The 18,666-nt window shown below is 59.8% G+C and carries 19 protein-coding genes; 9 read left to right on the forward strand and 10 right to left on the reverse strand.

Annotated features, from left to right (window positions below):
• Positions 1-25: 25 nt before the first annotated feature.
• The 3 genes from AKV04_RS13725 to gloB all read right to left on the reverse strand — a co-directional run bounded on the left by AKV04_RS13725 (position 26) and on the right by gloB (position 4,217).
• Positions 26-961 carry a M23 family metallopeptidase gene (locus tag AKV04_RS13725; RefSeq protein WP_054006974.1) on the reverse strand — a complete coding sequence of 312 codons (936 nt, stop codon included), beginning with the start codon at positions 959-961 and terminating at the stop codon, positions 26-28.
• Positions 958-3,279 (reverse strand): ATP-dependent Clp protease ATP-binding subunit ClpA, encoded by a 2,322-nt coding sequence (gene clpA / locus AKV04_RS13730; RefSeq protein WP_054006975.1) that lies wholly within the window; start codon positions 3,277-3,279, stop codon positions 958-960. Before clpA ends, AKV04_RS13725 begins: the two co-directional genes overlap by 4 nt.
• A 170-nt stretch (positions 3,280-3,449) precedes the next feature.
• Positions 3,450-4,217 (reverse strand): hydroxyacylglutathione hydrolase, encoded by a 768-nt coding sequence (gene gloB, locus AKV04_RS13735; protein ID WP_054006976.1) that lies wholly within the window; start codon positions 4,215-4,217, stop codon positions 3,450-3,452.
• A gap of 190 nt (positions 4,218-4,407) precedes the next feature.
• Here gloB and AKV04_RS13740 point away from each other — a divergent pair, with 190 nt between their 5' ends.
• The 7 genes from AKV04_RS13740 (at position 4,408) to AKV04_RS13770 (ending at position 10,981) form a co-directional block, all read left to right on the forward strand.
• On the forward strand, positions 4,408-5,214 hold the full coding sequence (locus tag AKV04_RS13740) for a class I SAM-dependent methyltransferase (RefSeq protein ID WP_054006977.1): 807 nt from the start codon (positions 4,408-4,410) through the stop codon (positions 5,212-5,214).
• Positions 5,215-5,605: 391 nt separating this feature from the next.
• A complete protein-coding gene (locus AKV04_RS13745) occupies positions 5,606-6,166 on the forward strand; it encodes a F0F1 ATP synthase subunit delta (RefSeq protein ID WP_054006978.1) in 561 nt (186 codons plus the stop codon).
• A complete protein-coding gene (gene atpA, locus AKV04_RS13750) occupies positions 6,166-7,704 on the forward strand; it encodes a F0F1 ATP synthase subunit alpha (RefSeq protein ID WP_054006979.1) in 1,539 nt (512 codons plus the stop codon). The genes AKV04_RS13745 and atpA overlap by 1 nt, the downstream gene beginning before the upstream one ends.
• 17 nt (positions 7,705-7,721) lie before the next feature.
• A complete protein-coding gene (locus AKV04_RS13755) occupies positions 7,722-8,588 on the forward strand; it encodes a F0F1 ATP synthase subunit gamma (protein WP_054006980.1) in 867 nt (288 codons plus the stop codon).
• A 17-nt stretch (positions 8,589-8,605) separates the two neighbouring features.
• Entirely contained in the window at positions 8,606-10,048 is a 1,443-nt protein-coding gene (gene atpD / locus AKV04_RS13760; protein ID WP_054006981.1) for a F0F1 ATP synthase subunit beta, read from the forward strand.
• A gap of 9 nt (positions 10,049-10,057) precedes the next feature.
• A complete protein-coding gene (locus AKV04_RS13765; RefSeq protein WP_054006982.1) occupies positions 10,058-10,450 on the forward strand; it encodes a F0F1 ATP synthase subunit epsilon in 393 nt (130 codons plus the stop codon).
• Positions 10,451-10,630: 180 nt separating this feature from the next.
• Positions 10,631-10,981, forward strand: a complete 351-nt coding sequence (locus AKV04_RS13770) for an H-type lectin domain-containing protein (RefSeq protein WP_054006983.1) — start codon at positions 10,631-10,633, stop codon at positions 10,979-10,981.
• A gap of 167 nt (positions 10,982-11,148) precedes the next feature.
• Here AKV04_RS13770 and AKV04_RS13775 read toward each other — a convergent pair whose 3' ends face one another.
• Entirely contained in the window at positions 11,149-12,168 is a 1,020-nt protein-coding gene (locus AKV04_RS13775; RefSeq protein WP_054006984.1) for a ribose-phosphate pyrophosphokinase, read from the reverse strand.
• Positions 12,169-12,258: 90 nt separating this feature from the next.
• On the opposite strand from AKV04_RS13775, the gene AKV04_RS13780 reads away from it, so the two are divergent.
• Both AKV04_RS13780 and AKV04_RS13785 read left to right on the forward strand, forming a co-directional pair.
• On the forward strand, positions 12,259-12,855 hold the full coding sequence (locus AKV04_RS13780) for a 2-hydroxychromene-2-carboxylate isomerase (RefSeq protein ID WP_054006985.1): 597 nt from the start codon (positions 12,259-12,261) through the stop codon (positions 12,853-12,855).
• 16 nt (positions 12,856-12,871) lie between these two features.
• Positions 12,872-13,693, forward strand: a complete 822-nt coding sequence (locus AKV04_RS13785) for an alpha/beta fold hydrolase (RefSeq protein ID WP_054006986.1) — start codon at positions 12,872-12,874, stop codon at positions 13,691-13,693.
• Here the strand turns inward: AKV04_RS13785 and AKV04_RS13790 are convergent.
• From AKV04_RS13790 to AKV04_RS13815, 6 genes are all read right to left on the reverse strand, one after another.
• On the reverse strand, positions 13,690-14,718 hold the full coding sequence (locus AKV04_RS13790; RefSeq protein ID WP_054006987.1) for a threonine aldolase family protein: 1,029 nt from the start codon (positions 14,716-14,718) through the stop codon (positions 13,690-13,692). The genes AKV04_RS13785 and AKV04_RS13790 overlap by 4 nt on opposite strands.
• A complete protein-coding gene (locus AKV04_RS13795) occupies positions 14,718-15,170 on the reverse strand; it encodes a YcgN family cysteine cluster protein (RefSeq protein WP_054006988.1) in 453 nt (150 codons plus the stop codon). The genes AKV04_RS13790 and AKV04_RS13795 overlap by 1 nt, the downstream gene beginning before the upstream one ends.
• A 38-nt stretch (positions 15,171-15,208) precedes the next feature.
• Complete coding sequence (locus AKV04_RS13800) at positions 15,209-16,132, reverse strand: bifunctional riboflavin kinase/FAD synthetase (RefSeq protein WP_054006989.1); 924 nt, start codon at positions 16,130-16,132, stop codon at positions 15,209-15,211.
• A gap of 29 nt (positions 16,133-16,161) precedes the next feature.
• Positions 16,162-16,605 carry a MaoC family dehydratase gene (locus AKV04_RS13805; RefSeq protein WP_054006990.1) on the reverse strand — a complete coding sequence of 148 codons (444 nt, stop codon included), beginning with the start codon at positions 16,603-16,605 and terminating at the stop codon, positions 16,162-16,164.
• 114 nt (positions 16,606-16,719) lie between these two features.
• Positions 16,720-17,610, reverse strand: a complete 891-nt coding sequence (locus tag AKV04_RS13810) for a TIGR01459 family HAD-type hydrolase (protein WP_054006991.1) — start codon at positions 17,608-17,610, stop codon at positions 16,720-16,722.
• Between the two features lie 106 nt (positions 17,611-17,716).
• Positions 17,717-18,637 carry a manganese-dependent inorganic pyrophosphatase gene (locus AKV04_RS13815; protein ID WP_054006992.1) on the reverse strand — a complete coding sequence of 307 codons (921 nt, stop codon included), beginning with the start codon at positions 18,635-18,637 and terminating at the stop codon, positions 17,717-17,719.
• Positions 18,638-18,666 lie beyond the last annotated feature (29 nt).

The raw sequence follows: 18,666 nt of genomic DNA on the forward strand, positions 1-18,666 counted from the left end.
ATGGTGGGCGCTCATCATTTCTTAACTACTGACCCACAGTAATCTCGATCTGCTCACGCCCCAATTCCACCCCGCTGCGCTGCAAAATCGCCTCACCCTGATAGCGGCCTGCTGGCCATTCCGCCGCTTTCAGCTTCCGCCCGACAGCCCGAAACGCCTGCGCTTGCGGTTTCTCGATCACAGAACGCTCAGTCAGAAGCTCGCCCTCAGGCCCGGTCAGCCGGAACAAAACTGCATCCCCCGCTTGCAGACCGAACAGATAGGCCCAGACCACCAAAGCAGGCGCATCGCCGGGAAGGGCAGGGCTGGCAAGCCCGGCCTTGATCGCCGGATAGTCGGGAATGGCGGCGCTGATGCCAAGGCTGAGCATCCCGCCGGGCTGGTAAGCCAGCGGATGATCCCAAAGTTCGGGGCCGGGGGGGCCGCAACTGGTCAGGCTGTCCGGCGCGAAGGGGTCAAGTTCGACGCCGTTATGGCGCACCGAGAGATGCAGATGCGGAAAGGCCGCCATACCGGATTGGCCGATCTGGCCCAGCACCGTGCCGGGCACAACCGCATCGCCGACGCGCACCCGCACAGAGCCTTGTTTCATATGGCAATATTGGGTTTCCCAGCCGCCGCCGTGATCGACGAGCACGCCGTTACCGCACTCACGATCCGCCACTGGGGCTGCGAAATCGGCCACGCCATCGCGCAGGCCCTTCACCGTGCCAGCACCCGTTGCCAGCACATCAACGCCCGCAAACATCGCCGCGCGAGAGGTTAGGGCGATATCCGTGCCGTCATGGCCCTGATACGACAGCGGCCCGCAGGTGAAATCTTGCGCGCCCGGTCCGGGGTCGTGATCGACATATTGTTGGATATAGCAGGTATCGCCTAAGCGACAGTCAACCGGGAACGCTAATTCAAAGGCCCCCGCCGGGAAGGCGAGGGCCATTGAAAAGGTTAAAGTCTTGATCATTCCGCCGTAAGCAGGGGCGGTTTTTGCCCGGTCAGGCGGGCCTTTTGCGGTTCCTCAAAAGTCAAAGCCAGTTCGCCGTCTTTGACATGGACATGCACCAGACCGCCTTTGGTCAGCTTGCCGAACAACAACTCCTCAGCCAAAGGTTTCTTGATGTATTCCTGAATCACCCGGCCCAGAGGCCGCGCGCCCATTTTGTCATCATAGCCCTTGTCGCCCAGCCAAGCGGCGGCTTCGGGGGTCAGGTCAATATGGACGTTGCGATCCATCAGTTGCGCCTCAAGTTGCAGCACAAATTTGGTCACCACTTCCATGATCACCTCTTTGCCCAAGCGCGCGAAGCTGATCACGGCATCCAGACGGTTGCGGAATTCGGGCGTGAACATCCGCTCGATCGCCGCAGTGTCTTCGCCAGTCCGCGCCGCCCGGCCAAAGCCGATCGCCTCTTTCGACTGCTCCATAGCGCCTGCGTTCGAGGTCATGATCAGGATCACGTTGCGGAAATCCACTGTCCGGCCATTGTGGTCGGTCAGCTTGCCGTGGTCCATCACCTGCAGCAGGATGTTGTAGACATCCGGGTGCGCCTTTTCCATCTCATCCAGCAACAGCACGCAATGCGGGTCTTGATCGACGCCATCGGTCAACATACCGCCTTGATCAAAGCCGACATAACCCGGAGGTGCGCCGATCAAACGGCTAACGGCATGTTTCTCCATGTATTCTGACATGTCGAACCGCAGCAGCTTAACGCCCAAGGACGATGCCAACTGTTTGGCAACTTCGGTTTTGCCCACACCTGTGGGCCCTGCGAACAGGTAGTTGCCGATGGGTTTTTCCGGCTCGCGCAGGCCCGCGCGGGCGAGTTTGATCGCCGAGCACAAAGCCTCAACCGCCTTGTCCTGCCCGAACACCACGCGTTTCAGGGTTTTTTCCAGATCGCGCAGGGTTTCGGCATCGTCTTTCGACACGGTTTTCGCCGGGATGCGGGCGATTTTGGCAACCACAGCCTCAATCTCTTTTACGCCCAGACTTTTGCGCTTTTTCGAATCCGCCAGCAGATGCTGCGCCGCCCCGGCTTCGTCGATCACGTCAATCGCCGAATCTGGCAGTTTGCGGTCGTGGATATAGCGCGCCGCCAGTTCCACCGCCGATTTGATCGCATCATTGGTGTAGCGCAGGTCGTGGTGTTCTTCGAAATGCGGCTTCAGACCCATCAGGATCTTGATCGCATCCGGCACAGACGGTTCATTCACGTCGATCTTCTGGAAGCGCCGGGCAAGCGCGCGGTCTTTCTCAAAATGCTGACGGAATTCTTTGTAGGTCGTGGAGCCCATGCAGCGCAGCTTGCCGCCAGCCAAAGCCGGTTTCAGAAGGTTAGAGGCGTCCATTGCCCCGCCAGAGGTGGCCCCCGCGCCGATCACGGTATGGATCTCGTCGATGAACAGAATCGCGTCGGGGTGATCTTCCATTTCCTTGACGACCGCTTTCAGGCGTTCTTCAAAGTCACCACGATAGCGGGTGCCTGCCAGCAATGCGCCCATATCAAGGCTGTAGATCGTGGCATGCGCCAAAATCTCAGGCGTTTGTTTATCCACGATTTTCTTCGCCAAACCTTCGGCAATCGCGGTTTTACCCACGCCCGGATCACCGACCAGCAGCGGGTTGTTCTTGCGCCGACGGCAGAGCACCTGAATGGCGCGTTCCACCTCATCTTCCCGCCCGATCAGCGGGTCGACATCGCCCTTCATAGCCTTGACGTTCAGATCCACGCAGTATTTCGACAGCGCGGATTCCTTGGCCTCGCCAGCCTCGGCCTTGGGCGTCTCATGGTGGTGTTCTTCGGCCCCGCTCACCGGGCGGGCCTCGCCATAAGACGGGTCTTTGGCGACGCCGTGTGCTATGAAATTCACCGCGTCATAGCGGGTCATATCCTGTTCTTGCAGGAAATAGGCGGCGTTGGATTCGCGCTCGGCGAAGATTGCGACCAGAACATTGGCCCCGGTGACTTCGGTGCGACCCGAGCTTTGCACATGGATCGCCGCGCGCTGGATCACGCGCTGGAAGGCGGCAGTCGGCACGGCTTCAGAGCCTTCGACATCTGTGACCAAAGTCGACAGATCGTCGTCGATGAAGTCGTTCAGGGTCTTGCGCAGATCATCGAGGTTGACCGAGCAAGCCTTCATGACGCGGGCAGCGTCAGGCTCGTCGATCAGCGAGAGCAACAGATGCTCCAAGGTGGCAAGTTCATGGCGGCGGGCATTGGCAAGCGCCAAAGCGCCGTGGATGGCTTGTTCGAGGGTCGTCGAAAATGATGGCACTTGGTCGTGCTCCTGTCCTGCGGGTCGGACGGGCGGGTGGCCCTAATCCAACCATGGCCTCATAAGGTAAAGGATCGGTTTTATTCTGCGATCTTCAAGCCCTATTTCAGCAAGATTTCGTAAATTGTCGGCAGTGATGCAATTTGTGATGGGCGCGGTGCTGAAAGGACTCAGAATTTGTCCTTTTGCGCGCGGATTGCGGTGAAGACTTGGGCATCGGTTGCATCAGCCATACCCAGATGAGCCCTTATATGGGGGTCTTGCGCGCGCAGAAAAGGGTTGGTCGCCAATTCTTCTGATAGCGTGACCGGCACGGTGGGGCGGTTTCCGGAGCGCTCGCGTGTCACGGCGCGGATGCGGGCTTGCAGCGCTGCATTCTCGGGATCGACGGTGATCGCGAAAGCAAGGTTGGCGGCTGTATATTCGTGCCCCGAGCAGATCAGCGTGGTGGGGGGAAGTTGTTGCAGCTTGGCAAGGCTTTCAAACATCTGCTGCGGGGTGCCCTCAAACAAGCGCCCACATCCTGCGGCCATCAGGCTGTCGGCGGTGAAGCACAGGCCCGCGACGGGGAAATAGAAGGCGATATGGCCGACGGTATGGCCCGGCACATCAATGACATAGCCGATTTCATCCCCGACCTTCACCTGATCAGCCTCAACCAGTTCGCGGGTCAAGGGCGGCAGGCGGTGGGCGTCAGCGGCAGCGCCCAGGATGGTGGCGGAGGTGGCTTCAACAATCGGGCCGACGCCGTCGATATGATCCCAGTGGTGATGCGTTAGCAGGATTTGATCGAGATGCCAGCCACGGGATTTCAACGCGGCAAGGATCGGGGCTGCCTCGGGGGCGTCGATCAGCGTCGTCTCATCGCTGGCCGGATCATGCAGCAGATAGGCGTAATTGTCTTTCAGGCAGGGGATGGTGACAAGTTCCAGGGTCATGCGGGCAGCCTTTCCAGATTTGCGCCAGAGTGCTGAATAATCAGGCGGCCTACCAGACGGAATTTGAGAAATTCCGTGGCCTTGCCGCAAGCGGTCTGCTTAATCGGCAGGGGATGGGTTTCGGCCATAGCCATACGGACGCATCCGGCTATGATTGCCACGATTTTACCGCCGAGGAAGCCCCGACCCCATGCATCTTGATGTGCTCGATCTGCGCAATTTCTACTACCGCACTCAGTTGGGCCGGGTGGCGCAGCGGGCGATCCGCGATCAGGTGGTCAGTCTGTGGCCACCGCTTGCGGGGCAGACCGTGGCGGGGTTCGGTTTTGCCGTGCCGTTGCTACGGCCCTATTTGGCAGAGTCGCGGCGGGTGATTGGGCTGATGCCGGGGCCACAGGGGGTGATGCCATGGCCTGCCGGAATGGCGAATGTCTCGGTTTTATGTGAGGAAACCCTGTGGCCGCTGCCGACCGGGCATGTGGATCGGCTGGTGCTGATGCACGGGTTGGAGACCTCGGATAACCCCACCGCCGTGTTGGAGGAAGCCCATCGCGTGCTTGGCCCCGGAGGGCGCGCGCTGTTCGTAGTGCCAAACCGTGCAGGCCTCTGGGCACGTCGCGATGGCACGCCGTTTGGCTTTGGCCGCCCTTATTCCGGCGGCCAGCTTGAGGCGCAACTGAAGGCGCATGGCTTCACCCCAGAGCGCAGCATGACCTCGCTGTTTGCCCCCCCTTCCGAAAGCCGGTTCTGGCTTGGCACCTCGAACTTTTGGGAGGGCTTTGGCCGCAGGCTACCATGGCTGGCGGGCGGGGTGCTGATGGTGGAAGCCAGCAAACAGGTCTACGCCCCGACGCGCGGCGGTTTGGGTGCTGCGGTGCGCAAGCCGCTGCGGGTGCTGGACGGCGTGGGGGCGGCGCTGCCGACGCTGCGCAGCGGACGGGTTCAGGACGCTAACCTGCGCGTTGCAGGCACTATCTCTGACTCTGAGAATCACTGATGTATTGCCAAGGCTCATAGCGCTTTGAAGCGATCACGCCAGCGCCGCTTTGGGCAACCAAGTCTGTTACAAATATATGACGCGTTTGCAGCAGCTTGGAGGGGCATCCCGCGCAAACCCATTGTTTCGGCTTGACAAACAAAGCAATGCCGAAAAGGTGAAGCCCGCGTGATCGACCGCCGCCCAAACCCGCCACCCCTGCGACAAAACCGCCATGCCGATATATCGCACGCGCGCACGCGGATATTGAGTGTCCTTCCCCGTTGCGGGATGGCCAATCGTCTGCTAGAGACGCCCGAAATCGAGAAGACGCATGCCCCAAGTATGCGCCGCAAATGGGTTGTAACCCGGATGCGGTCATTGTGAGGGGCCTAACAGCGGAAGGGTTGACGTGTCCGAACCAGCTTCAATCTCCTTGAGCATTGCATCGCGCTACGCGCAGGCTTTGTTTGAGATTGCGAAAGAAGAAAACGGTCTTAAAACGCTTGAGGCCGATACCGATGCTTTGGGAGCGGCCTTGGCTGCCAGCCCGGAGCTTGCCAGCATGATCGCCTCGCCCGTTGTGGCGCGCGAAGATCAAGCCAGTGCTATGGCGGCGATTGCTGCCAAGATGGGGCTTTCCACGGTGATGACCAATACCATCGCCTTGATGGCATCCAACCGCCGCTTGTTCGTGCTGCCGCAGCTGGTCAGCGATTTGACCGCCCGCATCGCCGCCGAAAAAGGCGAAGTGACGGCGGAAGTCACCTCGGCGACAGCGCTTTCGGCAGCTCAGGCCAAGGCGCTTGCGGCCAGCCTGAAGGCCAAGGTCGGCAAAGAAGTCAAACTTAAAACCACCGTTGATGAAAGCCTCATCGGCGGACTTATCGTCAAGCTCGGCTCGTCGATGATCGACACCTCGGTCAAGGCAAAGCTCGCGGCGCTCCAGAATGTAATGAAAGAGGTTGGGTGATGGGAATTCAGGCTGCTGAGATCTCTGCGATCCTTAAGGACCAGATCAAGAACTTTGGCAAAGATGCAGAGGTGGCCGAAGTTGGCCGCGTTCTCAGCGTTGGCGACGGCATTGCCCGTGTGCATGGGCTGGACAATGTCCAAGCCGGTGAGATGGTGGAATTCCCCGGCGGCATCCGCGGCATGGCGCTGAACCTGGAAGTCGATAACGTCGGTATCGTTATCTTCGGTTCCGACCAGGACATCAAAGAAGGCGACACCGTCAAGCGCACCAAATCCATCGTGGACGTGCCGGTTGGCAACGGCCTGCTGGGCCGCGTTGTGGACGGCCTCGGCAACCCGATCGACGGCAAAGGCCCGATCGCTTCGACCCAGCGCAGCCAGGCAGACGTCAAGGCTCCGGGCATCATTCCGCGCAAATCGGTGCATGAGCCGATGGCAACCGGCATGAAAGCGATTGACGCGATGATCCCGGTTGGCCGCGGCCAGCGCGAATTGATCATCGGTGACCGTCAGACCGGCAAAACCGCTGTGGCACTCGACACCATTCTGAACCAGAAGTCCTATAACGAGGCTGCTGGCGACGACGAATACAAAAAGCTCTACTGCATCTATGTGGCTATCGGTCAGAAGCGTTCGACCGTGGCGCAGTTGGTGAAGAAGCTGGAAGAAACCGGCGCGATCAAATACACCATCGTGGTGGCTGCGACCGCATCCGACCCGGCGCCGATGCAGTTCCTCGCACCTTACGCTGCGACCTCGATGGCAGAATTCTTCCGCGACAATGGCCGCCACGCTTTGATCATCTATGATGACCTCTCCAAGCAAGCCGTGGCTTACCGCCAAATGTCGCTGCTGCTGCGCCGCCCGCCGGGCCGTGAAGCTTATCCGGGCGACGTTTTCTACCTGCACTCCCGTTTGCTGGAACGCTCGTCGAAGCTGAACGAAGATTTTGGTTCGGGCTCCTTGACCGCTCTGCCGATCATCGAGACCCAAGGCGGCGACGTTTCGGCGTTTATTCCGACCAACGTGATCTCGATCACCGACGGCCAGATCTTCCTTGAGACCGAACTCTTCTACCAAGGCATCCGCCCGGCTGTGAACACCGGTCTGTCGGTTTCGCGGGTTGGTTCGTCTGCGCAAACCAACGCAATGAAATCGGTGGCTGGCAAGGTCAAACTGGAACTCGCACAGTACCGCGAGATGGCTGCCTTCGCGCAGTTCGGCTCTGACCTTGACGCCTCGACCCAGCAGTTGCTGAACCGTGGCGCGCGTCTGACCGAGCTGATGAAGCAGGCACAGTACTCGCCGATGACCAACGCTGAAATCGTCTGCGTGATCTATGCGGGTACGTCGGGCGCTTTGGACAAAGTGGCTGTGAAAGACATCGGCCGTTTTGAAGCGGGCCTTCTGAAGCATCTGCGCGGCGCTGGCAAAGCTTTGCTGGATGATATCACCGTGAACGACCGCAAAGTTGCGGGCGATCTGGAGAAAGCCATCAAAGCTGAGATCGCGGCATTCGCCAAAGACTTCGCCTAAGGGCAGGGGGATAGACAATGCCCAGCCTTAAGGACTTAAAAAACAAGATTGCGAGTGTCAAAAACACCCGCAAAATCACCAAAGCCATGCAGATGGTCTCTGCGGCAAAACTGCGCCGCGCCCAGGATGCTGCTGAAGCTGCCCGGCCCTATGCCGAGCGGATGAATGCGGTGATGGGGGGCCTTGCGTCTTCGGTTGGAACATCGGCCAGCGCGCCCCGGCTTCTGGCCGGGACGGGCAGCGACCAAGTGCATCTGCTGGTCGTGATGACCTCAGAGCGCGGGCTCTGCGGCGGCTTTAACTCGACCATCGTGCGGCTGGCCCGCGCGAAGGCGAATGAGCTGGTAGCAGCTGGCAAAACGGTGAAGATCCTCACCGTTGGCAAAAAAGGCCGCGAACAGCTGCGCCGGGACTATGCCGCAAACATGGTTGGCCATGTTGATATGGCGGATGTGAAACGTGTCGGTTATGTCAACGCGCTGACCATCGCGCGGGACGTGCTCGCACGCTTTGAAGCTGGTGAATGCGATGTGGTCACCATCTTCTACAACCGCTTCCAGTCGGTGATTGCACAAATCCCGACCGCGCAGCAGGTCATCCCGGCCAAGTTTGAGGCAGCCGCCCCGAATGCTCTGTATGACTACGAGCCCAGCGAAGAAGCCATCTTGGCCGATCTTCTGCCGCGCGGCGTGGCCACGCAGATCTTCACGGCTTTGTTGGAAAATGGCGCATCTGAACAGGGTGCGCGGATGAGCGCGATGGACAACGCAACGCGCAACGCAGGCGATATGATCACCAAATACACCACGATCTACAACCGCTCGCGTCAGGCTGCGATCACCAAAGAGCTTATCGAAATCATTTCGGGCGCGGAAGCGCTCTGAGGAACCGGAGAAACATTATGGCAAAAGCACCGAAAGCAGCTGCCGCGGCAGGCAAGGTGACCCAAATCATCGGCGCCGTGGTTGACGTGCAGTTCACGGGCGATCTTCCCGCAATTCTGAACGCGCTGATCACCGACAACAACGGCAAGAAACTGGTCCTTGAAGTGGCCCAGCACCTTGGCGAAAACACCGTCCGCACCATCGCTATGGACGCGACCGAAGGCCTCGTACGCGGCGCTGGCGTCAGCGACACCGGCGCTCCGATCCAAGTTCCGGTCGGCGATGCCACCTTGGGCCGCATCCTGAACGTCATCGGCGAGCCGGTGGACGAAAAGGGCCCGGTCAACGCGACCGAGTACCGCTCGATCCACCAGAAGGCTCCGTCTTTCGCCGAGCAAGCCACCGAATCCAAAGTGCTGGTCACCGGCATCAAGGTGATCGACCTGCTCGCACCTTACGCCAAGGGCGGCAAAATCGGTCTGTTCGGCGGTGCTGGCGTTGGCAAAACCGTTCTGATCATGGAATTGATCAACAACATCGCCAAAGTGCACTCGGGCTTCTCGGTGTTCGCAGGCGTTGGCGAACGCACCCGTGAAGGCAACGACCTTTACCACGAGATGATCGAATCCGGGGTTATCAACCTCGAAGACATGACCAAATCGAAAGTGGCCCTTGTATACGGCCAGATGAACGAACCACCGGGCGCACGTCTGCGCGTGGCTCTGTCGGGTCTGACCTTGGCAGAACAGTTCCGCGACCAGTCCGGCACCGACGTTCTGTTCTTTGTCGACAACATCTTCCGCTTCACCCAAGCGGGTTCGGAAGTGTCGGCTCTCTTGGGTCGTATCCCATCCGCCGTGGGCTATCAGCCGACGCTGGCAACCGACATGGGCGCTCTGCAAGAACGCATCACCTCGACCAAAGCCGGTTCGATCACCTCGGTGCAGGCGATCTATGTTCCTGCCGATGACTTGACCGACCCTGCACCAGCAACCTCGTTTGCGCACTTGGACGCAACCACGGTTCTGTCGCGTGCGATCTCGGAACTCGGCATCTACCCGGCCGTTGACCCGCTCGACTCGACCTCGCGTCTTCTGGACCCGGCTGTGATCGGAGAGGAGCACTACTTGGTGGCCCGTTCGGTCCAAGGTGTTCTGCAGCGCTACAAGTCGCTGCAAGACATCATCGCCATCCTCGGCATGGACGAACTGTCGGAAGAAGACAAACTCACCGTGTCGCGCGCCCGGAAGATCCAACGCTTCCTGTCGCAGCCGTTCGACGTGGCGAAGGTGTTCACCGGTTCCGACGGTGTGCAGGTTCCGCTGGATGTCACCATTGCTTCGTTCAAAGCGGTTGTGGCTGGCGAATACGATCACCTGCCGGAAGCAGCCTTCTACATGGTTGGCGGCATCGAAGACGTGAAAGCCAAAGCACAGCGTCTTGCTGCGGCTGCGGCCTAAGGGGGCATCATGGCTGGAACGCTGCAATTTGACCTCGTGTCGCCCGAGCGCCGTCTGGCCTCGGTTGTGGCATCCGAAGTGCAAATCCCGGGCGCCGATGGCGACCTGACGGCGATGGAGGGGCATGCCCCCACCATCACCACCCTGCGCCCCGGCGTGTTGAAAGTCGTGTCGGCAGAGGGTGCTAAATCCTTTGTCGTCACCGGCGGTTTCGCTGAAATCAGCGCCACCAGCGTTTCGGTTCTGGCCGAGCGTGCAGTGCCGATTGAAGAGTTGAACGCCACGCTGATGGATCAACTGATCGCCGATGCGTCCGAAGCCACCGCCGTTGCGGTTGACAAAGATGCTGCCGACAAGGCCATGGCCGATCTGGTCGCAATGCGCGCCGCCGCTGGTTTCTAAGCCTGCGGTCACAGTATGGATCAGGCCCCGCTTTGTCGGGGCCTTTTCATTTTGGTGGCTTTGCGGTTTAACTGTTGGAAGTCACACCAAAAGTTTTGCAATAGCGACACCTTTAACCCGCAATTAACCTAGTTTCGCCGAAATTCATTGCTACGTTGCAGTCACAAACCCCGAGTCCGCATGAAACGCATCACCTCCAACACCGTCGGTATTCAACAGGGCAGTCGCGTCCTGTTTTCGGATTTTGCCGATGGCGGTGTGATGTGGACAGGGCAGGGCGCGCGCGAAAGCCGTCATGTGGTGATGTTCAAAGAGGCGTTCACCGAGGCGCCCACCGTGATGGCCTCAATCTCGATGTGGGACATCGACCACAAACACACCTCGCGCGCCGACATCTCCGCCGAGAACATCACCGAGACCGGCTTCCATCTGGTGTTCCGCACTTGGGGCGATACCCGCGTCGCCCGCGTGCGCGCCGACTGGATCGCGATGGGCTCGGCGGCGAGTGAGGATGACTGGCAGTTGTATTGAGGGGTTGGAGCGTTGAAGCCTCCGGCGGGAGTATTTCAAAAAGAGCAACTCGGAGCTTAAGTCGCGAATTCGTAAAGATTTCGTTAAAGCGACCACGCTAACATATTGATACAAAACAAATAAAAAAGGTCCCGAGTTGGGACCTTTTCTTTTTCGGCTTCGGATGATCAGGGCCGCTGATACATGCCCTCATAAATCGGCACCAGTGTATCAGTCTCAAAAAGCGACGACACAGACGTCCCGTTCCAGATGTTCAAAATCGCCTGCGCGAAAATCGGTGCGGTTGGCACGATCCGAATGTTCGGGCAGTTCTTCACCGCCTCGGTCGGCTCGATCGAATCCGTGATCACCAAGGATTTCATCACCGAATTGGTAACCCGCTCCACCGCAGGCCCCGAGAGAACGCCGTGGGTGATATAAGAATGCACTTCCGTCGCGCCATTCTCCATCAACACTTCCGCCGCTTTACACAAAGTCCCGGCAGTGTCGCAGATATCGTCGACGATGATACACTTCTTGCCCTCAACCGAGCCGATCACGATCATCTCAGCAATCTCACCGGCCTTCTCGCGGCGCTTGTCCACGATGGCCAAGGGGGCGTTGATCCGCTTCGCCAATTCCCGCGCCCGCGCCACCCCGCCAACATCCGGCGAGACCACCATCAGATCCTGCATCTGGCCTTTGAAGTGATGCTCAATATCCAGCGCGAACACTGGCGAGGCATAAAGGTTGTCCACCGGAATGTCGAAAAAGCCTTGGATCTGTGCCGCATGAAGGTCCAACGTCAACACCCGGTCCACCCCAGCCTCGGCGATCATATTGGCCACCAGCTTGGCGGTGATCGGGGTGCGGGCCTTGGCGCGGCGGTCTTGCCTTGCATAGCCGAAATACGGGATCACGGCGGTAATCCGATTGGCCGACGAGCGCCGCAGCGCGTCGGTCATGATCAACAGCTCCATCAGGTTGTCATTGGCGGGGTTCGAGGTCGGCTGGATTATATACATATCCTCGCCGCGCACATTCTCGAACACCTCAACGAAAATCTCTTGATCATTGAAGCGCTCAATCCTTGCATCGACCAGATTGACCGACATGCCGCGATGCATCGACATGCGACGGGCGATGGATTTGGCGAGTGATAGATTTGCGTTGCCGGAAATCAGTTTCGGCTCAGTCATAGCGGGCATGGGGATCTCCGGGGGCCAGATTCGGATTGTTGACACCGCTTATCACCCAGCTAGGGTCTTGCAAACCTTGAAGCCTAGGGGGCGCATGAAATGCCGCAGATCGACTACTACTTCGCGCCAATCTCGCCGTTTTGCTATCTGGCAGGCGACAGGCTGGAGGCTATTGCCGCCAAACATGGCGCAACCATCCGTTATATTCCGCTCAACGCCCCGGCTTTGTTCCCGCGCACCGGCGGTCAGGTGCTGGCGGATCGCCACGACTCCCGCAAAACCTACCGGATACAGGAACTCCGCCGCTGGTCGGCGCGGCTGGGGTTGAAGCTGGATTTGCAGCCCGCGCATTTCCCGGTCAACCCCGCGCCTGCGTCTTATGCGATCATCGCGGCGGCCAAGGTCGGCGGTGGCGATCTGGGCGGTTTGGTGCAGGCCTTCCCGCGCGCGGTCTGGGCCGAGGGCCGCAACATTGCCGAGGACGAGGTGGTGCAGGAAATCCTCGCCGCCCACGGCTTTGATCCGAAGATCGCCGACAAATACATGCTGATGGCGGCGGAAACCTATATGGCGAACCTTGAAGAAGCGGTGGCGCGCGGTGTATTCGGCGTGCCGTTCTATATGGTTGGGGAGGAGCGGCTCTGGGGTCAGGACCGCTTGGACGACCTCGACCTCTATCTGTCTGGTAAGCTGTAACCTTGGGAAGTTCTTAATGCCTGAAGATCTGCACCAAATCGCCTTGCCGCCGCATCGTGTCTGGCATCGCGGCGGCACCCGTCCGGTACTGGCGCTGCATTGCAGCCTTGCCCATGCCGGGGCGTGGTCGGGGCTGGCTGCGGCCTTGCATGGCGTCACGATTACAGCCACCGACGCGCCGGGGCATGGCCGCGCGCCAGATTGGCTGCCGGGCACTGATATGCACGCACTGGCCACTGCGCAGTCGGTTGCAATGGCGGAAAGCCTAGGGCTGGGTGCAAAGATTGACCTGATCGGCCACAGCTTTGGCGGCACCGTGGCCCTGCGCATCGCGGTAGAGCGCCCTGATCTGGTGCGCAGCCTGACGCTGGTCGAGCCGGTGATCTTCGCCGCAAGCAAGGCCGTCGCCGCCGCCGCCTATGAGCGTTTCCGCGCCGACCACCTTGGCTTTGCCGAACTGGTCGAGGCCGGGGACCGCGAAGCCGCAGCGGCACTGTTCCACGGTCATTGGGGCTCAGACGACTGTTTGTCCAATCTGCCGGAACGCACCCGCGCCTACATGGTGGATCGTATCCATCTGATCGTGGCGCAGAATCCGACGTTGCTTGACGATGCCGCAGGCATCTTGCGCCCCGGTGGGCTAGAAGTCGTTGATGTCCCGGTCCTGCTGATTGAGGGCGCTGACAGCCCCGCTATCATCGACGCGGTGCATCGCGCCTTGGCGCTGCGCCTGCCGCAAGCCACGCGGTTGGTTGTGCCAAAGGCGGGGCATATGGTGGCGATCACCCACGCCGCCGCCATCGCCGCAAGCGTTCAGGCGCATCTGGACGCTGCTTAGCCGCGTAGAACGGCCAAGAACTGATCAACGTCCGCCTCGGTGGTGTTCCATGATGTGACCAGTCGCGCGGCCTCCATCCCCGTGCTTGCAGGCATCTGGTAATAGGCCGCCCCCGCAGCCTCCAGTCGCGCATGGGTGCCAAGCACCCATTCCGGGAACATCATATTGGCCTGCGCCGGGTGCTGATGCGTAGCACCTGCGCCTGCAACACCCTGCGCCAGCCGTGCGCCCATCGCATTGGCGTGGGCGGCCAGCCGCAGCCACAGATCATCCGTCAGGTAGGCTTCCATCTGTGCCGACAGGAACCGGTGTTTTGAGACCAGATGCCCCGCCCGCTTGCGGCGCAACTCGAACTCCCACGCCTTTTCGGGATCAAACATCACCACCGCCTCAACCCCCAGACAGCCGTTTTTGGTGCCGCCAAATGAGACCACATCAATACCCGCCTGCCATGTCATTTCTGCCGCACTGGCCCCGGTCGCCGCCAAAGAATTGGCAAAGCGCGCGCCATCCAGATGACAGGGCAGGCCCCATTGCTTTGCCACTGTGGTCAAAGCGCCAACCTCGGCAGGGGTGTAAACCGTGCCTGCCTCGGTGACATTGGTGATTGAGACCATGCCGCGCTGCACGCCATGCACGCCCACTTCGCCAATCCGGCCAATGGTTTGCGCAAGGCTTTCCGGTGTCATCTTGCCATGATCGCCGGACACGCCGATCAGTTTCGCGCCATCGGTGTAAAACTCTGGCGCACCACATTCGTCGGTGGCGATATGCGCCTCGGTATGGGCAAAGACCGCCGACCAAGGCTTGGTGTAGATCGCCAGCGACAGGGCATTGGCGACGGTTCCGGTGGTCACAAGGTAAACCGCGGCCTCGGGATGCTGGAACACCTCGCGCACCTGCGCCGTGACGCGGTCCATGGTCGCATCGGCGCCGTAACTGCGGGCAAAGCCGTCGTTGACGCGGGTCAGCGACGCCAGAATCTCGGGGTGCGCCCCCGAGGCGTTGTCAGAAGTGAAATACATCAGAGATTTTCCTGAATGATATAATCGTCCCAATCGTCTTCATCGACCGTGACTTCCGAGACGGTCTGATCCCGCATCGATTGGCCAGAGGTATGGGTGGACTCGGGGTCACCCGTAACCAAAGGGTGCCAGTCCGGCAAAGGTTTGCCCTGCTGCAACAGCTTGTAGGCGCAGGTGGCGGGCAGCCAATAGCTGATCTTTTTCAATGTCTTGGGATTGAGGCGAATACATTCCGGCACAAACTCAAACCGCCGCGCATAGTTGCTGCAGCGGCAAGTTTCATTATCCAGCAAGCGGCAGGCAACGCGGGTGTATTCGACCTCACCGGTGTCTTCATACTCGATCTTGTTCAGGCAGCATTTGCCGCAGCCATCACAAAGCGCCTCCCATTCGGGAGTGGTCATTTTCGCGAGGGGAACGGTTTCCCAGAATTTCGGGCGGAGGTTTGTCATGGCAGCAAAATGACGTGGGCGCGCGGAAAAGGGAAGGGCTAGAGTGTGGTGAGGATGGTGCGCGCTTGGGTGACATCGGCGGCCATTTGCACCATCAGTCCGGGCAGGCCGTCGAATTTCATCTCGGGCCGCAGGTAATCGACAAGGCCGATAGAGACGTGCTGGCCATAGAGATCACCTTTGAAATCAAAGATATAGGTCTCAAGATTCGGGGTGTTTTCGCCAAACATCGGACGCACGCCAAGCGAGGCCGCCCCGTGATAGCTGCCGATCTGCGGCCCGGTCAGCACGTCAACTTTCACCGCATAAACCCCAAGTTTCGGCAGATGTAGCCCCTGCACCGACATATTCGCCGTTGGATAGCCCAATTCGCGCCCACGTTTTTCGCCGTGGATCACCTCGCCATCAATCCGGTGCCAGTGTCCGAGCATCGAGGCCGCATCGCGGGGACGGCCATCGGTTAGGGCTTGGCGGATCGCGGTGGAGGAAATCTCGCGGCCTGCGGTTTTGACCAGATCTGCGATGGTGACGCCGAATCCATATTGTTTTCCAAGCGCTTGCAGATCAGCGGCCTTGCCGGCGCGGCCCTTGCCAAAACAGAAATCGGCCCCGACGACGACATGAGCGACGCCAAGGCCATCGGCCAGCACCTGCCGCGCGAAATCATCCGGCGTAAAGCTGGCCATTTGGGCGTTAAACGGCAGTTGAAACAACTGCTTAACCCCCAGTTTGGCCAAGCGGTTGCTGCGGGCTTCGGCGTTCATCAACCGAAACGGCGGGGCGTTGGGGGCAAAGTATTCGCGGGGATGCGGCTCGAACGCCACGATACCCAAGGGGCCATGTGGGCGGGCGCGGTCGATCACCGATTGATGGCCCAGATGCACGCCGTCAAAGTTGCCCATCGCCACCGAAGCGCCGCGTGTGTCAGGGTCAAGCCCTTGCCAATGCTGGTTTATTTGCATGCTACCCCAGGGTGGGGCGGCAGAGGCCCCTAGTCGAACTTGCGGCTTGGCGCCAGAACCAGCGCTTCGCCTTTCAGAACCACGGTATTGCCCACCGCGCAATGGGTTTCAAGGGTCACGCGGCGGCGAGAATGGTCGATGGCCAGCACTTTCACCACCGCCTCAACGGTATCGCCGGGGCGCACGGGGGCGAGGAATTTCAGGGATTGTCCAAGATAAACAGTGCCATGGCCGGGAAGTTGCTCTCCGATCACCGCTGAAATCAGCCCGGCGGTCAGCATGCCATGCGCGATGCGGCCCTGAAAAATTGTGTCCTGCGCGTAGGAGTCGTCCAGATGCACTGGGTTATGATCGGTGGAAACCTCGGCAAAAAGTTCGATATCACGGTCGGTTATGGTTTTTTGCAACGTGCGCACCATGCCGATTTCAAGGTCTTCGATGCAGATGGTGCCGCGCGGTTGGTTATCCAGCATGATGCGAATCCCTAGGATGTGCTGATGCAGCGTAGCAGATGCTGCGTTGCGGCGCAAATCCAAAGCGCAGTAATTGTGCGCAAAAACGACTTCTAGGATAATTTTGTTGCTGCGCTAGCGCAGGTGGCCAATGCTATAGCTGGGCGACAGCATCCCCGCCTCTAGCCAATCTTCCAGCAAGTCCTTGTCCGGATTGTTGGAATCTGCACCGAAGCTTTCATGCGCGATGCCCCCGGTGACGAAAAGCGCATCAAGGCTTTCGCCAATCGCGCCCTGCACATCGGTGTGGATGCCGTCGCCAATGCAGAGGATACGCGCGTCTCCTGGGCCACCCAAAACCTGCAAGCGCCGCTGCGCCAGATCATAAATCGGCGGATGCGGCTTGCCGAAATAGAGCGCCGTGCCGCCCATCGCCTCATAGTCTTTCGCCAGCGCGCCGGCGCAATACAAAAGCTTGTCGCCCCAATGCACGATGATGTCTGGGTTGGCGCAAAGCATGGGCAGGCCGAGGTTTTTCGCCAGCAACAGGGTGGTGCGGTAGTCGTCGGGCGTCTCGGTCAGATCATCCACCAGACCCGTCACCACAAGGCCCTCGGCGTCTTTGGTGGGCACGCGTTCTATCGGGGGATTGGCAGCGGCAACCGCTTGCAGATCTTCGGCGAAATCGGTGAAGAAAACTTCATCCTTTGGCGCACCGATGAAATGCACTTTATGGCCTACCGCCCCGGTCAGCATGGCATATTGCGCGGCATCGCCCGAGGTCACCACATCATCCCAGGCGTCGCGCGGCACGGACATTTCATCCAACTGTTTGACAATGCTGGATTTCGGGCGCGGCGCATTGGTGAGCAAGATCACCCGGCCACCCTTGGCGCGGAAGGCTTGCAAGGCGGCCACCGCTGCCGGGAACGGGGTGACGCCGTTGTGCAGGCAGCCCCACAGATCGCAAAACACCGCGTCATAACGGGCGGAAATCTGAGCAAGGTTGGCGATGATCTGCGTCATGGGGCGGCCTTTTCGCGGGGATGAGGGCGTGCTTTGTCTGTGCCTACCTTGAACACAAACGCAAAAGGGCCGGAGCGGCTCCGGCCCCTTTGGAAATTGCTGCGACTTAAAGCTTTAGTGCCGGGATGATCTGCTTTTTGCGGCTCATCAGGCCGGGGATCAGCACGGTATCGCCCGTCACGATCACGCCAAAGGAAGCCTCAGCCAGCGCCTTCACCAGATCATTCGGCACCAGCAATGTGGCTTCTTCGCGCAGAATGTCGATGACAAACAGCAGCACTTGCTCAGCCCCATCCTCGGCGGCGACACCGGGCATCGCGGCCATCAGCGCCGCCTTGCGGGCCAGCACAGTTGCGGGTGAGGTGGTTTCCAGCACCGAAATCCGCAGCTCGCGCCCGGCGACATTGTATTCCTTGCTGTCCATCCGCAGCAAAGCCGCATCGGAAAACGCCGACACATCGGATTTCGCGGCGAACATCGCGGCCGCCAGTTCTGGGATCGAAACGCCCAGATCAGCCGCCAAAGCCTCAGCCACGGCGCGGTCATGGTCGGTGGTGGTGGGCGAGCGGAATTCCAGTGTGTCGGATAGGATGCAGGACAGCATCGCGCCCTTGATTTCACGCGGGCATTTCGCCAGATCGGCGCCCATAATATCGTGCATCACAGTGGCCGTGCAGGCTAAGGGCCGCATCACCACATTAATCGGGGTTTTGGACTTCAAACCGCCCACCAGCATGTGATGGTCGATGATCGCCATGATGGTGGCCTCGTTGATCGAGGGTGGCAGTTCAGCCGGATTGTTGGTGTCAACGATCACAACTTGCTGACCGGGGGCGACATCTTGGATGATTTCAGGCTGCGCAAAGCCCCAGTGTTTCAGCACGAAGGCGGCTTCGGTGTTCGGCGTCCCCAGCAGGCGTGGCTCGGCATCGCCGCCTTTGACATGGGTCAGATACCAAGCCCAGATGATCGCCGACATTGTGGCATCGGTGTCGGGGGATTTGTGGCCGAAAACGAGAGTGGTCATGGGGCAAACCTTCGCGATTGGATTTTGCC

The organism is Cypionkella psychrotolerans (genome assembly GCF_001294535.1).
Lineage (GTDB): Bacteria > Pseudomonadota > Alphaproteobacteria > Rhodobacterales > Rhodobacteraceae > Cypionkella > Cypionkella psychrotolerans.